15 protein-coding genes are annotated in these 13654 nt (G+C 46.2%); 5 read left to right on the forward strand and 10 right to left on the reverse strand.

What is annotated here, in order from left to right; genetic code table 11:
• The first annotated feature begins 23 nt into the window (after positions 1-23).
• Both EO131_RS13095 and EO131_RS13100 read left to right on the forward strand, forming a co-directional pair.
• Positions 24-737, forward strand: a complete 714-nt coding sequence (locus tag EO131_RS13095) for a DUF6503 family protein (protein WP_164731692.1) — start codon at positions 24-26, stop codon at positions 735-737.
• A 1-nt stretch (position 738) separates the two neighbouring features.
• A complete protein-coding gene (locus tag EO131_RS13100) occupies positions 739-1845 on the forward strand; it encodes a glycoside hydrolase family 130 protein (protein ID WP_127022901.1) in 1107 nt (368 codons plus the stop codon).
• A gap of 6 nt (positions 1846-1851) precedes the next feature.
• Here the strand turns inward: EO131_RS13100 and nadD are convergent, their stop codons facing one another.
• The 6 genes from nadD to EO131_RS13130 form a co-directional block, all read right to left on the reverse strand.
• A complete protein-coding gene (gene nadD, locus EO131_RS13105; protein WP_127022904.1) occupies positions 1852-2436 on the reverse strand; it encodes a nicotinate (nicotinamide) nucleotide adenylyltransferase in 585 nt (194 codons plus the stop codon).
• Positions 2437-2439: 3 nt separating this feature from the next.
• Entirely contained in the window at positions 2440-3039 is a 600-nt protein-coding gene (gene gmk, locus EO131_RS13110; RefSeq protein ID WP_127022907.1) for a guanylate kinase, read from the reverse strand.
• Positions 3036-3893, reverse strand: a complete 858-nt coding sequence (locus EO131_RS13115) for a YicC/YloC family endoribonuclease (protein WP_127022910.1) — start codon at positions 3891-3893, stop codon at positions 3036-3038. Before EO131_RS13115 ends, gmk begins: the two co-directional genes overlap by 4 nt.
• Before the next feature lie 79 nt (positions 3894-3972).
• On the reverse strand, positions 3973-4704 hold the full coding sequence (locus tag EO131_RS13120) for a 3-keto-disaccharide hydrolase (RefSeq protein ID WP_241243845.1): 732 nt from the start codon (positions 4702-4704) through the stop codon (positions 3973-3975).
• Positions 4705-4729: 25 nt separating this feature from the next.
• Positions 4730-5470: a 3-keto-disaccharide hydrolase gene (locus tag EO131_RS13125; RefSeq protein WP_127022916.1), complete on the reverse strand. Its 741-nt coding sequence runs from the start codon at positions 5468-5470 to the stop codon at positions 4730-4732.
• Positions 5467-6519 (reverse strand): sugar phosphate isomerase/epimerase family protein, encoded by a 1053-nt coding sequence (locus tag EO131_RS13130; protein ID WP_127022918.1) that lies wholly within the window; start codon positions 6517-6519, stop codon positions 5467-5469. Before EO131_RS13130 ends, EO131_RS13125 begins: the two co-directional genes overlap by 4 nt.
• A 161-nt stretch (positions 6520-6680) precedes the next feature.
• On the opposite strand from EO131_RS13130, the gene EO131_RS13135 reads away from it, so the two are divergent.
• Positions 6681-7145, forward strand: coding sequence for an ASCH domain-containing protein (locus tag EO131_RS13135; protein WP_127022921.1), 465 nt, complete (start codon positions 6681-6683; stop codon positions 7143-7145).
• Between the two features lie 45 nt (positions 7146-7190).
• Here the strand turns inward: EO131_RS13135 and EO131_RS13140 are convergent, their stop codons facing one another.
• From EO131_RS13140 to EO131_RS13155, 4 genes are read right to left on the reverse strand one after another with little or no spacing between them, the layout of a single operon-like run.
• A complete protein-coding gene (locus tag EO131_RS13140) occupies positions 7191-8327 on the reverse strand; it encodes a Gfo/Idh/MocA family protein (protein ID WP_127022924.1) in 1137 nt (378 codons plus the stop codon).
• Between the two features lie 13 nt (positions 8328-8340).
• Complete coding sequence (locus EO131_RS13145; protein ID WP_127022927.1) at positions 8341-9597, reverse strand: MFS transporter; 1257 nt, start codon at positions 9595-9597, stop codon at positions 8341-8343.
• Positions 9598-9623: 26 nt separating this feature from the next.
• A complete protein-coding gene (locus EO131_RS13150; RefSeq protein WP_127022930.1) occupies positions 9624-10067 on the reverse strand; it encodes a DinB family protein in 444 nt (147 codons plus the stop codon).
• Positions 10068-10082: 15 nt separating this feature from the next.
• Positions 10083-11087 (reverse strand): sugar phosphate isomerase/epimerase family protein, encoded by a 1005-nt coding sequence (locus tag EO131_RS13155; RefSeq protein ID WP_127022933.1) that lies wholly within the window; start codon positions 11085-11087, stop codon positions 10083-10085.
• A gap of 136 nt (positions 11088-11223) precedes the next feature.
• Here EO131_RS13155 and EO131_RS13160 point away from each other — a divergent pair, with 136 nt between their 5' ends.
• Both EO131_RS13160 and EO131_RS13165 read left to right on the forward strand, forming a co-directional pair.
• A complete protein-coding gene (locus EO131_RS13160) occupies positions 11224-12942 on the forward strand; it encodes a GMC oxidoreductase (RefSeq protein WP_127022936.1) in 1719 nt (572 codons plus the stop codon).
• Positions 12942-13595 carry a gluconate 2-dehydrogenase subunit 3 family protein gene (locus EO131_RS13165; RefSeq protein WP_127018971.1) on the forward strand — a complete coding sequence of 218 codons (654 nt, stop codon included), beginning with the start codon at positions 12942-12944 and terminating at the stop codon, positions 13593-13595. The genes EO131_RS13160 and EO131_RS13165 overlap by 1 nt, the downstream gene beginning before the upstream one ends.
• Positions 13596-13654 lie beyond the last annotated feature (59 nt).

Here is a 13654-nt window from a genome sequence, read left to right on the forward strand (position 1 = left end):
TTTCCTATCGATAATCCTTCGATATGAAAAAATACCTTCTTCTTTTAGTAGCCACTACATTGGCATTTGGCAAATCCGTTAATGCCCAACTTACGGCTGATGAAGTCCTGCAAAAAGCCATCGCTTATCATGACCCCAACGGCAATTGGAACTCCCTGAACACGAGCTTCAAGGTAGTTATGGAAACCCCGGACAGACCGGAACGTACCAGCACCATTTCCGTTGATTTTCCCAATCAGCTCTTCCTGCTTAAAGTGGACCAGAATGGCAATACCTATACATACAATTTAAATGGCAATGATTGCTCGTTCACTTTGAACGGGAACGCCACCGTATCCGAAGCGGATGCTAAAAAATTCAGATTAAGCTGCGAACGCGGAAACTTCATGAAAAACTACTATACCTATCTTTATGGTTTGCCCATGAAGTTAAAGGACCCTGGCACCAAATTGGACCCCAAAGTCCAAAAGAAGACTTTTAAGGGCAAGGAATATTTGGTTTTGAAGGTGACCTATGATGCCGAAGTGGGTACGGATGATTGGTACTTCTATTTTGATCCTTCCACTTATGCCATGGAGGTCTATCAGTTCTACCATGACGAAAGCAAAAATGATGGGGAATATATCCTTTTGAGCGGATTGGAAGAAATCAACGGCATTAAAATGCCCAAAGTTCGGGCTTGGTATGTGAACAAGGACAACAAGTATCTCGGCACGGACACCCTTGAGAAAATTTAATATGGGAAATAAAGCATTTTTCTATCTGATTTCAATTTGCATCGCAACAACTCTTGCAGCCCAAACCAAAGAGAAACAATGGATGTTGGGTCAATTTGAGCGACCCGTTAACGCCCAACCCGTATTGCAATCAGATTCAACTTCATATTTTGTTGATCCCATGACCCAAAAAGAGGCCCATTGGGAGTCCATGGCAACTTTTAATCCGGCAGCCATAGTTAAGGGCGATTCCATTTATGTATTGTACCGTGCAGAGGAAAAATTGGGCGAAAAGGAAATCGGGGGGCACCGATCACGAATCGGAATGGCCATTTCTGCGGATGGTTCCCATTTTACCAAAAGGCCCGAACCGATTTTTTATCCCAACAATGACGACCAAAAAGAGAATGAATGGCCCGGCGGCGTTGAAGATCCACGCATTGTGCAAACGGAAACCGGTCTGTACGTGTTGACGTACACCCAATGGAACCGGAAAGTGCCAAAATTGGCTGTTGCCACTTCCAAAGATTTGGTGCATTGGGACAAACATGGCCCTGTTTTTAAAAACCACAGAAATGGTCTTTACCTGGAACGGGAGACCAAATCCGGCGCCATAGTCACCGAGTTGAAAAACGGCAAATTGGTCGCGGCCAAAATAAATGGAAGCTATTGGATGTATTATGGAGTACCCCACATTTGGTTGGCCCATTCCACCGACCTGATACATTGGACTCCGTTGGAGACCCACGAAGACAAATTGGCCCCTGTTTTAAGCCCAAGACCCGGCTATTTCGATTCCTGGCTGGTAGAGGCAGGACCGCCTCCAATACTAACGGATAAGGGCATTGTGGTTTTGTACAATGCCGGGAATTCCCAAGCTGTTGGGGTCAAAGACCTTGGTAACCGGGTTTATACGGGTGGACAGGCCCTTTTTGATGCCAATGAACCCTGGAAGCTTTTGGACAGGACTGATCAACCCTTCATAAAACCAGAACTCCCTTTTGAAAAATCGGGCCAGTACAAAGATGGCACCACCTTTTTGGAAGGCTTGGTATGGTTTAAAGGAGCTTGGTACCTGTATTATGGTACAGCGGATAGCATGGTTGGAGTGGTAACGACCCAAAAATAGCGAAGACTACCTATAAAAATTCATCTCGTCCATATACTTCCACACCGATTCTGGTAGCATGGGCCGTATGTTTTTGCCGGCCTTGTGGGCCTTTCGGATAAAAGTGGATGATATTTCCATGATCGGGGCGTCGACCTTGGTGATTTTCGGATGCCCTTTGAACTGATGATCCACCGTACCTTCCGAAACCCTGGGATACACATAAATGGCATAGAGTTCCAAAATGGTTTCGTAGTTCTTCCATTTATGGAAACTTTTCAGATTGTCCTCACCCATAATCAGGGCAAATTGGTGGTCTTCCCCATATTTTTCATCCAAATGCGCCAAAGTATTGATGGTATAGTTGGGTTGGGGCAGATCGAATTCAATCTTGCTTGGTTTCAGTTTGGGATATTCCTGTACGGCCTCGTACACCATTTGGTACCGATGATGATCGTCCAACATCGATTGCTTGGTCTTGAACGGACTTTGGGGGGTAATCACGAACCAAACCTCATCGAGGTCGGAAAACTCCACCAAATGGTTCGCTATGATCAAATGGCCAATGTGAATGGGATTGAAGGTGCCGAAAAAGAGCCCTATCTTTTTCATGTGCTAATCTTCTTTGGTTTCGGGCATTTGTGCCCCGACAAAATCGGCCACCAGTTTATGGGCCTCTTTTAGGGCCTCGTCCAAATCATAATTTTTGATGATGGTATCAAACTGCGGTGCAGTGGCCAATTCCACAGAGGCTTTGGCAATGCGCATATTGATCTTATCCTCGCTTTCGGTGCTCCGCTTTTTCAGTCGGATCTTAAGTTCGTCCACGCTGGGCGGCTTCACAAATACGGCCAAGGTTTTGTCTGGAAATTTCTTTTTGATGCGCAGTCCGCCTACTACGTCTATATCAAAAATCACATTCTTGCCCTCGGCCCAAAGTCGCTCCACTTCACTCTTCAATGTACCATAAAAGTTATCTCGGTATACCTCCTCCCATTCCAAGAAATCTTCATTCTTGATATGCCGTTTGAATTCGGAAACCGACATGAAGTAATAATGAATCCCTTGTTTTTCCTTACCACGCCTTGGTCGTGAGGTAGCGGAAACGGAGAAGGCCAGATTCAGTTCGGGCTGGTCCAACAAATACTTGACAATGGTTGTTTTACCACTTCCGGAGGGGGCCGAAAAAATGATGAGTTTACCGCCTTCTGTCATAATACATTGAGCATTTGTTCCTTGATTTTTTCCAACTCGTCCTTCATTTGCACCACCAACTGTTGCATGGGTGCATAGTTGGCCTTAGATCCAATGGTGTTGATCTCCCGGCCGATTTCCTGGGCAATGAATCCCAATTTTTTACCGTTGGAATCACTGGATTTTAAAGTTGATTCGAAATAGTTCAAGTGATTGGCCAAACGGACCTTTTCTTCCGTAATGTCGTATTTTTCGAGGTAATAGATCAGTTCCTGTTCGAACCGGTTCGCATCCACTTCCACCTTCAGGTCGGCCACGGCCCTATCCAATCGCTCACGAACGGTACCCAATCGTTCGGGGTCCATTTCCTTTACTTTTTCCAATAATGCGGATAGATTGTCCAATCGTTCGATGAAGTCTTTTTCAAGCACCTTTCCCTCTTCGTTCCTGAAATTCACGATTTCTGAAAGGGCTTCTTGCATGGCCTTGGTTATCGATGCATATTCGGTTTCATCGATATCGTTCTTATCGGTTTTCAAGGTATCCGGCATACGAAGGGCCAGTTCCAACAATTTGATATCGTCCCCTTTGGCAATGTTCGCCAATTGTTCCATATATTTCTTCACCACGCCTTGGTTGACTTCCGCAGTGGTTTCCTCGCCAGTGATCTCCACATAAAGCCCAAAATCGACCTTGCCCCTTTCCAGTGCATCAGCAATCATTTTTCGAAGCTCCAACTCCTTCTCTCGGTATGCTTGCGGAATGCGTGCATTGATGTCCAGACTTTTGCTATTGAGCGATTTTAACTCAATGGTAATTTTTTTGGAAGGAAGCTGAACGACGTGCTTCCCGAAACCGGTCATGGATTGAATCATAAACTATACGAAATTTTGCCAAAGGTAACCAAAATAGCTTTTGACCCTTTGCCGTACGAATTTGTAAAAAAGGAGGGAGCTAATCCAGCTCCCTTACCCAAATGTTTCGATAACTTACCCTACTGTTGTCCCCATGGTCCTGAAGACGAAGTGGTCCCTTCCCGTGAGGTGGGTTTTTGGGCCACCCAATGTAAGGGGTTGTACCTTTGATCTCCACATGATCTTGGATCAATACACCGTTTTGTATCACCGTTAGGGTTCCCGATTTTACTTTCTGACCTTTCTCAAAAACCGGGGCATGATAAATAATATCGTAGGTGTTCCACTCTCCGGTTGGAACCGAGGCCATGGCCAAAGGAACATGCTGTTTGTAAATGGACCCCACTTGGCCATTCACATAGGTGTCATTGTCGTTGTTGTCCAACACTTGAACTTCATATAGGTTGTTTAGGAACACACCACTATTGGCCCTACTTTGCCCTTTGCCCTGCACTTCTGCGGGGGATTTCCATTCGATGTGCAGTTGGACACTCCCGAAGTTTTGTTTGGTTTGGATGTCCCCGGTACGGTTCTTCACAGTCATGCTGCCATCTTTGTTGATGGTCCAAGGGGCGGCCGTACTGTCCCTGGCACTGATCCAATGGTCCAAACTGGAACCATCGAACAATACAATGGCATCGCTGGGTGGTGCCCCATCCTTTCCAGGAGTCACCTTTGGTGGAACGGGTTCATACAGCTCTGTGGCTTCCGGTTTGGTGGGCTCCACTTCTTGACCCATGGCACAAAATCCGATGGAGAGTACCATTGCCATAAAGGCAAATCTTGCTTTTCTCATCCTACAATTCTTTGATTTTTATATTTCTGAAGGCAACCACATCACCATGGTCCTGAACACCTATTTTGCCTGTTTTAAAAGCGCCAAAGGCTTCCCAATCGGCAAACTTGGAATTGGCGACCAATTCGTTCCAACCTTCTCCCTCAACAGGAAACTCCACTATTTTGGTGCCATTGAGCATCACACGCCCTTCATTGGTCTTGTGATTGATCATGATTTCAACAGCGTTCCATTCACCGGCAGGTTTTACTGCCTTAGTTGATGGAGAAACCATGTCATAAAGGGCTCCAGCCAATCGGTCTGTACCATTTTGGGCATCAGGATGTCTTTCATCATCCAGTACTTGAATCTCCGGTCCGGTCAAATAGGGTTCACCGTATTTTTCATCTTCCTTTACACCCCAAAAAATACCGCTGTTGCCACCTTCGGCTATCTTCCATTCCAAGGAAAGCACAAAATCGGTAAATTCGGTGTCGGTCACCAAATTGTAATTGGCCCCTTCGGGTTTGGATTCCGGTGGATACAACACCATGGCTCCATCTTCCAATTTCCATGGCTCCATAACTTCTCCACCATTGTAAAAATGCCAGCCGTCAAAAGAAGAACCATCGAACAATACGGTCCATTTGGGTTCTTGAACCACATCCACCGTTTCTTCGGTAACTTCCTCAACGTTTTCCTTTGGTTTTTCCTTGCAAGCAAAAGTCAGGGCAAGGATGGCAAACAAAACAGGTTTTCTCATAATCCCAATATTTTTTTGAGTTGTTCTTTATCGATATCGGCACCGGCAAAATCATCGAAGGTCTTGGTCGTCGCTTCAATGATATGGTCCTGGATGAACTTGGCGCCTTCCCTGGCTCCTTGTTCGGGACTTTTGATGCAGCATTCCCATTCCATTACAGCCCAAACATCACATCCGTATTGGGTGAGTTTGGAGAAGATGGTCTTAAAATCAATTTGCCCATCGCCCAACGAACGGTAGCGGCCGGCTCTATCTCCCCAATCGTTATAACCGCCAAAGGCGCCTTTTTTACCTGTAGGGTTGAATTCGGAATCCTTCACGTGGAAGGATTTAATGAATTCATGATAAAAATCGATGTACTGGATATAATCCAATTGTTGCAATACAAAGTGACTTGGGTCGTAAAGAATATTGACCCTTTTATGGTTGCCAGTAGCGGCCAAGAAACGTTCGAAGGTGTCGCCATCGTGCAGGTCCTCACCAGGGTGGATTTCGTAACAAACGTCCACACCTTCTTCATCAAAGTGATTAAGGATGGGCATCCAACGCTTGGCCAATTCCTCAAACCCCATTTCCACCAAACCGGCTGGGCGTTGCGGCCAAGGATGTGCTGTGTGCCAAAGCAATGCTCCCGAGAAAGTGGCATGTGCCTTCAATCCCAATCGTCTACTGGCCGTTGCGGCCTTCTTAACCGTTTCCACTGCCCAGGCTGTGCGTTCTTTGGGTTTCCCTTTTAAAGCATCGGGCGCAAAATTGTCGAACATGATGTCGTATGCTGGGTGAACCGCCACCAATTGCCCTTGCAAGTGGGTGGAAAGCTCGGTGATCTCCAATCCATAGGAATTGATCTTGCCCTTGAGTTCATCGCAGTAATCCTGGCTCTCGGCTGCCTTGTCCAAATCGATCAAAAATGATTCCCATGTGGGTATCTGAATACCTTTGTATCCTAGATCGGAGGCCCATTTACACATGCCGTCGAGTGTATTGAACGGGGGTTGACTGTCCACAAATTGTGCAAGGAATACGGCCGGTCCTTTAATTGTCTTCATTGATATTGGTTTTAAGTAATTAGGAAATCCCAATCAAATTGGGATTAATCTTCTATATTTAAGAAAAAATCTATGTGTTTTTAATTTCCCCAAGTAGAAAGACATAAATATAGGGATTCGTTAACAATTAAAATAGCATATCTTTTTATAAATACCTACCTATGGAAAATGCTTCTGCCCGAAATCTTTGGGGCGACTTTTTGGACGCCCATTTGGAATTTGCTTCTGAGGATGCCCCCAAGGTAATCCACTTTTGCGACAATGAACAGGATGCCAATACCTGTGCCGATTTGGTCTGTAAAGAAACCAAAAGAGCCACTTCACACTCTTTGAAAGGCTTACAGTTCAGAAATGAGAAGTTGCCCAAGATCGGTGATTTTTATGTGGTGACCGATTGGAACGGCAATGCCAAATGTATTGTTCGAACCACTTCGGTAAAACTGGTTCCCTTTTTTAGTATTCGGGAAGAGCACGCCCGAAAAGAAGGGGAAGGGGACAAAAGCCTGGCTTATTGGCAAAAATCACACTGGGATTATTATACTCGGGAACTTGCCCAGTTCGGGGCAAAACCCACGGAAAGTATGATCGTGGTTTTTGAGGAGTTCGAAATGCTCTATAAAAAATAAAAAGGCTGCCCTTGGGCAGCCTTTTTCAATCTTATTGCTTTTTGATCAATCCATATCGATCCATACATTCCCTTGTTTATGGGATGCCACGGTACTTTCGATAAAGTTGAGTCCACGCACACCATCCAACATGGTAGGGAACTCCCCACTGTTGTACTCTTCTCCTCGAATGGCCTTGGCCACGCCCAAATAAATGTTGGCCATGGCATCAAAAATACCCTCGGGGTGCCCTGGTGGCAACTTGGTGCCGTCCAAGGACAGTTTGGAGTTGTACTGATGGCCCGGTTTGTACACCTGAAGCGGGTCGGGATCGTTCAACTTGTACAGGTAATTCGGATTTTCCTGTTCCCATTTCAATCCCCCTTTTTGACCGTAAACGGCAATGGAAAGGTTGTTCTCCTCCCCTGTGGCCACTTGACTGGCCCTAATGACCCCTTTCACGTTTTTATCCATGCGGATCAAGGCCGTACCGTCCATGTCCATTTGGTTGTCATCGTACACATAATTGAAATCGCACAATAGGGATTGTACGCGCAATCCGGTGGTGAACTCGATCATGTTAAAGGCATGCACCCCAATGTCGCCCATGCAGGAACTGATACCTGCTTTTTTGGGATCCAAGCGCCAAACGGTTCCCCTTTTTTCCTTATCGTGGATAATGGGGTTCATCCAACCTTGATAGTATTGGGCATCCACTTTATGGACCTTACCGATAACTCCATCCTTGATCATCTCGCGCATTTGGCGTACCATAGGATACCCGGTATAGGTGTGTGTTACCGCAAATACGGTCCCAGCCTTTTCCAAGGTGGCTTGCAAGATCTTGGCCTCCTCATACGTGGTGGTCATCGGTTTTTCACATATGACATTAAACCCATTTTCCAACAGTTTCTTGGCCATGGGAAAATGCAAAAAGTTGGGGGTGAGGATGGAACACACCTGTATGCGCTCATCTTCGGGCAACTTCTTTTCTTCCGCCACCAACGTGTCAAAGTCTTTGTAGATCCGATTGGTGGGAATGTCAATTTGTTTTGCAAATTCCAGGTTATCTTCAAAGTTGGGGTTAAAAACGGCCCCTACAATTTCATAATTGTCATTGATGAAAGAAGCAACACGATGCAAAACACCTATCAATGAATCGCCACCTCCTCCAAGAATTCCAAGTCTGATCTTTTTTGGCATGTTTTCGTTTTAGTTATGATTTATATTCTACTTTTTCGTTTTTAAATAGCAGTGCAAAAAGGACTGCAACACCAAGAGCGAAAATTGCAGGGAACCTCCATACACTTACCCAATCGTGACCACTTTCAGGCAATTCATATGTATCGACAATCTGACCTGCTACCCAAAAACCGATCAACATACCCACGCCGTAGGTGGCCAATGTGATCAAGCCTTGTGCAGCACTCTTGTATTTTTCCCCCGCCTTGGTATCGGTATAAATCTGTCCGGATACAAAGAAGAAATCGTAACAGATCCCATGCAGAGCAATACCAATTATTAGCATGAAAATCAATTCACCTGTATTTCCGTATGCAAAAAGAAGGTATCTAAGTAGCCAAGCAATCATACCCACCAAAATGGTCTTCTTGAAACCGAACTTTTTAAAGAAAAAAGGCAACAGTAACATAAACAGTACTTCTGAAATTTGGCCAATTGTCATCATCCCTGCTGGCCCTACATCAGAACCTAAAACGTTTATTGAAGCTCCTATTTCTCCCAAAAACTGTCCGGCATGTTGGTAATAAAAACCTAAAGGAATACATATCAAAACCGAAGCAATGAAAAATATCAAATAGTTCCTGTTTTTAAGCAACTTCAATGCGTCTAAACCCAAAATTTCAGACACAGAAACTTTTTCGCCTTTTGAAACTTGAGGTGGGGTTTTTGGCAACGTAAAACTAAAGACGCCCAAAACGGCAGAAGCTATTGCTGTCATCAAAAATGTGTTTTTAAGCGCTCCGTTGGCAATATTTTCCGGTGAGTCCCATTTGAAAATCAAACTAATAAAGAATAATCCAGCAATAATCCAACCAATGGTTCCAAAAACCCTTATGAATGCAAACTCTTTTGAAGGGTCTTTCATTTGATTAAATGAAACGGAGTTAACTAAAGCTAATGTAGGCATGTAAGCAATCATATATCCAAACACATATGGTACAAATACTGAAATATTATCAGCAGAAGCCATTTGGTACATTAAAAAAGCGCCGATCAAATGGAGCACACCCAAAATGCGTTCGGCATTGAAATACCGGTCGGCAATCAATCCGATAATGAACGGTGCAATAATGGCCCCCCAGGATTGACTTGAATAGGCAAGTGCAGTTTCAGCCCCATTAGCGCCCAATGATGTTGGCAAATATATGCCCAAGGTTACGAACCAACCGCCCCAGATGAAGAACTCAAGGAACATCATGAAGGACAGCTGAAATTTGGTTTTAGTATTCATGTTTTGTATTTGAATTTAGTTAGTTGTTAACGTTTATAATGCACATAGTCCAATGGTTCTGGAGGTACACCCGAATCCCGTAAGGCCATCATGATCTGGCCCCGGTGATGGGTGGAATGGTTGACCACATGGAACAAAATATCCTTGATCTCGTTGGAAAATGTCCTGCCTTCACTGTTCTCGTACACCACGCGTTTTTCAAAATTATCGGTGTTGGTGATAATTTCAAAAGACGTGCGTTGGTTTTCGTAATGGACATCCTCCCATTTTTTTAGATCGTGCCTGTCCCAGACCCCAAATTCATTGGGAATGCCCAACATTCTGCTGTTCCAGATATGATGGGCATTCAAAATGTGGCTAAAAAGCCGTTCGCAGTTGTCCGGTACATTGTCCAGAGCACTGCATTGTTGGATTATTTTTTTGTTACAATAGAAATTGTAATCGAAGAGCTGTTGCAAAAATCCCTTCATACCCTTGGTAATTGGTTAGGGTTGAGCCAAAATTCTTTCGATCAACTTTTTGGTGGCAAGTATACCTTCTTCCTCGCTCAGTACATTGCCTTCATACTCCACGTCAATATACCCGGTGTAGCCTGCATCCTTAACTATGTCGATTATTCTGGCAAAGTCGATGGTGGTCTCGTTGCCTTCGGCATCAAAATCATAAGATTTACCACTCACACCTTTGGCATAGGGCATCAACTCCTCCATTCCCTTGTATCGATCATATTCCTCCAAGCATTTGGATGAGTAATAATCCCCGGCTTCCCTTTTGATACAGAAATTACCAAAATCGGGCAAGGTACCTACATTGTCCATTCCTACTTTTTCCATTACTTCCGACAATAACTGTCCATTGGAAGAAGGTCCACCGTGGTTTTCCACAATAATATTGATTCCCTTTTCCTTGCCATAGGTAGCTAACTGGGTAAGTCCGTCCACAGAAGCTGGAATCCACTCTTCCACTTCCTGTGTTCCGTTCAGGTTCACGCGAATGGAATGACATCCCAAAGCAGCGGCAGCATCCACCCATTTGTAGTGGTTTTCAACAGCAGCTTTTCTTGTGGCAGCATCCGTGGATGCGATATCCCCTTGGCCATCTACCATAATCAATAGGTTTTCAAGACCATATTTTTCGCTCTCTGCCTTGCTCTTGGCCACCCAATTGTTCATGGCTTCTTCCGAAAAATTGGCCGCTTCCAATTCCTTATAGTACAATGCACTTACATATTCCAATCCTTCAAACCCCCACTTGCTGGCCTTTTCGGCAAACGTATACGGGTCTACTCCTTCTTCAAGAATCATTTTATGGATGGACCATTGGGCCAGGGAAATTTTAATCTCCGATTTTGTTTCCTCCACGGCAACTTCTTCGGCCACGGTCTCCTCCGCATTTTCCTTTTTTGCATTTTGCTTACAGGAAATAAAGGTGAACATCATCACTGCAAGGAGTGAAAAAATACTGTTTTGGGCTAAACTTCTTCTAGTCATATTTTTAGGTTGATTAATTTCTAATAGAATACAAAAACTATAACGTTATAGTGCTGAATTCTCAATAAACACAGGGATTAAATGTAGAAAATTAATTTAATAATTAATACATTTAGCAAATAAACAATCCGAATAAATGAGTAAATTTTATTACAACGACGAACAGGAATCCTATGATGCCATAGTGGTGGGCACGGGCATCAGTGGCGGTTGGGCCGCCAAGGAACTGTGCGAGAACGGTCTCAAGACCCTGGTCCTGGAACGTGGGCCCATGGTGAGGCACCGGGAGGACTACCCCACGGCCAACATGGACAACTGGGATTTCCCCCACGCAGGAAGAGCCACCAGAGAAGATGTTAGTAAACAAGAAAAACAGTCCAGAACAGGTTACACTACCGGTGCGGCTTCCAAACACTGGTTCGTGAACGATCTGGAACACCCCTACAACGAGGTGAAGCGCTTCGATTGGATGCGCGGCTATCACGTGGGCGGACGCTCGATCATGTGGGGCCGGCACAGTTACCGCTGGAGCGACATCGATTTTGAAGCCAACAAAAATGAAGGTGTTGCCGTAGATTGGCCCGTCCGTTACAAGGACATCGCACCTTGGTACGACAAAGTAGAAAGTTATATAGGGGTATCGGGTGAAAACCTGGGCCTTCCCCAATTGCCGGATGGCCAGTTTGAGCCCATGATGGAGCTCAATTGCGTTGAGGACCATGTACGTGGCAAGGTTGCCGAACATTTCGATGGCCGTGTGATCACCGCGGGACGAGTGGCCCATATCAACAGTGACAAACAATTTGACGGGGACGGCCGTGTCCGTTGCCAGTTCCGGAACCGTTGTATCCGGGGATGTCCTTTCGGGGCGTACTTCAGCAGTGTTTCCTCAACATTGCCTGCGGCTGAAAGAACAGGGAACATGACCCTGAGACCCGATTCCATTGTACATGAGATCATTTACGACCCGAACACAAAAAAGGCGACCGGCGTTAAGGTGATCGACAGGGAAACCAAGGAAGAGTTCGAGTTCAAGGCAAAGGTGATCTTCCTTTGTGCCTCGGCCATCGCTTCCACTTCTATTTTGATGCAGTCCAGATCGGACAGATTCCCTAACGGATTGGGGAACGATTCCGGAGAACTGGGCCACAATGTTATGGACCACCATTTCTTGGTCGGTGCCAGTGGTAAGTTCGATGGATTCGAGGACAAATACTACAAGGGCAGAAAGCCCAACGGCATCTACATCCCAAGGTTCCGAAACCTTGGCGGTGATTCCAATATGAAGGACTTTAAACGTGGATACGGTTACCAAGGTGGTGCCGGAAGGGGCAATTACGAAGAGTTGGTTGCCGAAGCTACTTTTGGTAAAGGGTACAAGGATGCAATCTTGACACCGGGAGGATGGACGATGAACATGCTTGCCTTTGGAGAGACCCTTCCCTATCATGATAACAAAATGATGCTGGATTACGACAAGAAGGATCAATGGGGACTGCCCACAGTGACCTTTGATGCGGAAATCAGGGAGAACGAATTTAATATGCGAAAGGATATGCAGGATCAAGCGGTACAAATGCTTGAAAAGGCAGGTGCAAAGGACATTACGCCCTACGACCGACCTTATGCCTTGGGCCTTGGCATCCACGAGATGGGTACCGCCCGAATGGGCCGCGACCCGAGGACCTCCGTGGTCAACGGTTACAACCAGGTGCACGCCTGCAAGAACGTCTACGTGACCGACGGGGCCTTCATGACCTCGGCCAGCTGCGTGAACCCATCGCTCACCTATATGGCATTTACCGCAAGGGCCGCAAACCACGCGGCACAGGAACTCAAAAAAGGAAACATATAATGGAAAGAAGATCAGCACTCAAGAACATGGGATTGGCCTTCGGCTACGCCGTGGCCACCCCCACACTGTTAAGCCTGCTGCAGAGCTGCAAGGACAAGCCGGCCTATGCCGAATGGGTCCCCGGCTTTTTGAGCAGGGAACAGGGCCAGGCCCTGGCCCGCACCGTGGACGTGATCCTTCCCAAGACCGATACCCCCTCGGCCACCGAGGTGAACGTGCACGCCTTCATCGATGCCTACCTGGACGAGGTGATGCCCCTTGAACAACGGGACTACGTGATGATGAAGATGGAGCGGTTCTACGCCAAGGTCCTGGAGGGCTCCGGCAAGGAGAACCTTTCGGAGATAGAGGCAGGGGACATCGAGCCGGTGTTGGCCACCTACCTGCGCAAGCGCACCGATGAGGAGGAGGAGCTGCACATGGAGGCGGTGATGAACTATATGCAGGCCGTCATGGAGGGCGGCGAGGCCACCCTGGACGACGAGGTGGCGCGCTTCACCTTTGCCAACGAACTGAGGGACCTGGCCACATGGGCCTACAAGTCCTCGGAGTACGTGGGCGAGGAGGTGCTTGCCTACCTTCCCATACCCGGGGAGTACATCGCCTGTGGCGACCTGGACACCCTTACCGGTGGAAAGGCCTGGTCGGAATAGCAAAAGTTCAACCAAGCATAAAACAAAGAGCCTCCCGATCGGGAGGCTTTTTTTATGGC

Origin of the sequence: Flagellimonas beolgyonensis (assembly GCF_003992615.1) — a bacterium.
Lineage (GTDB): Bacteria > Bacteroidota > Bacteroidia > Flavobacteriales > Flavobacteriaceae > Flagellimonas > Flagellimonas beolgyonensis.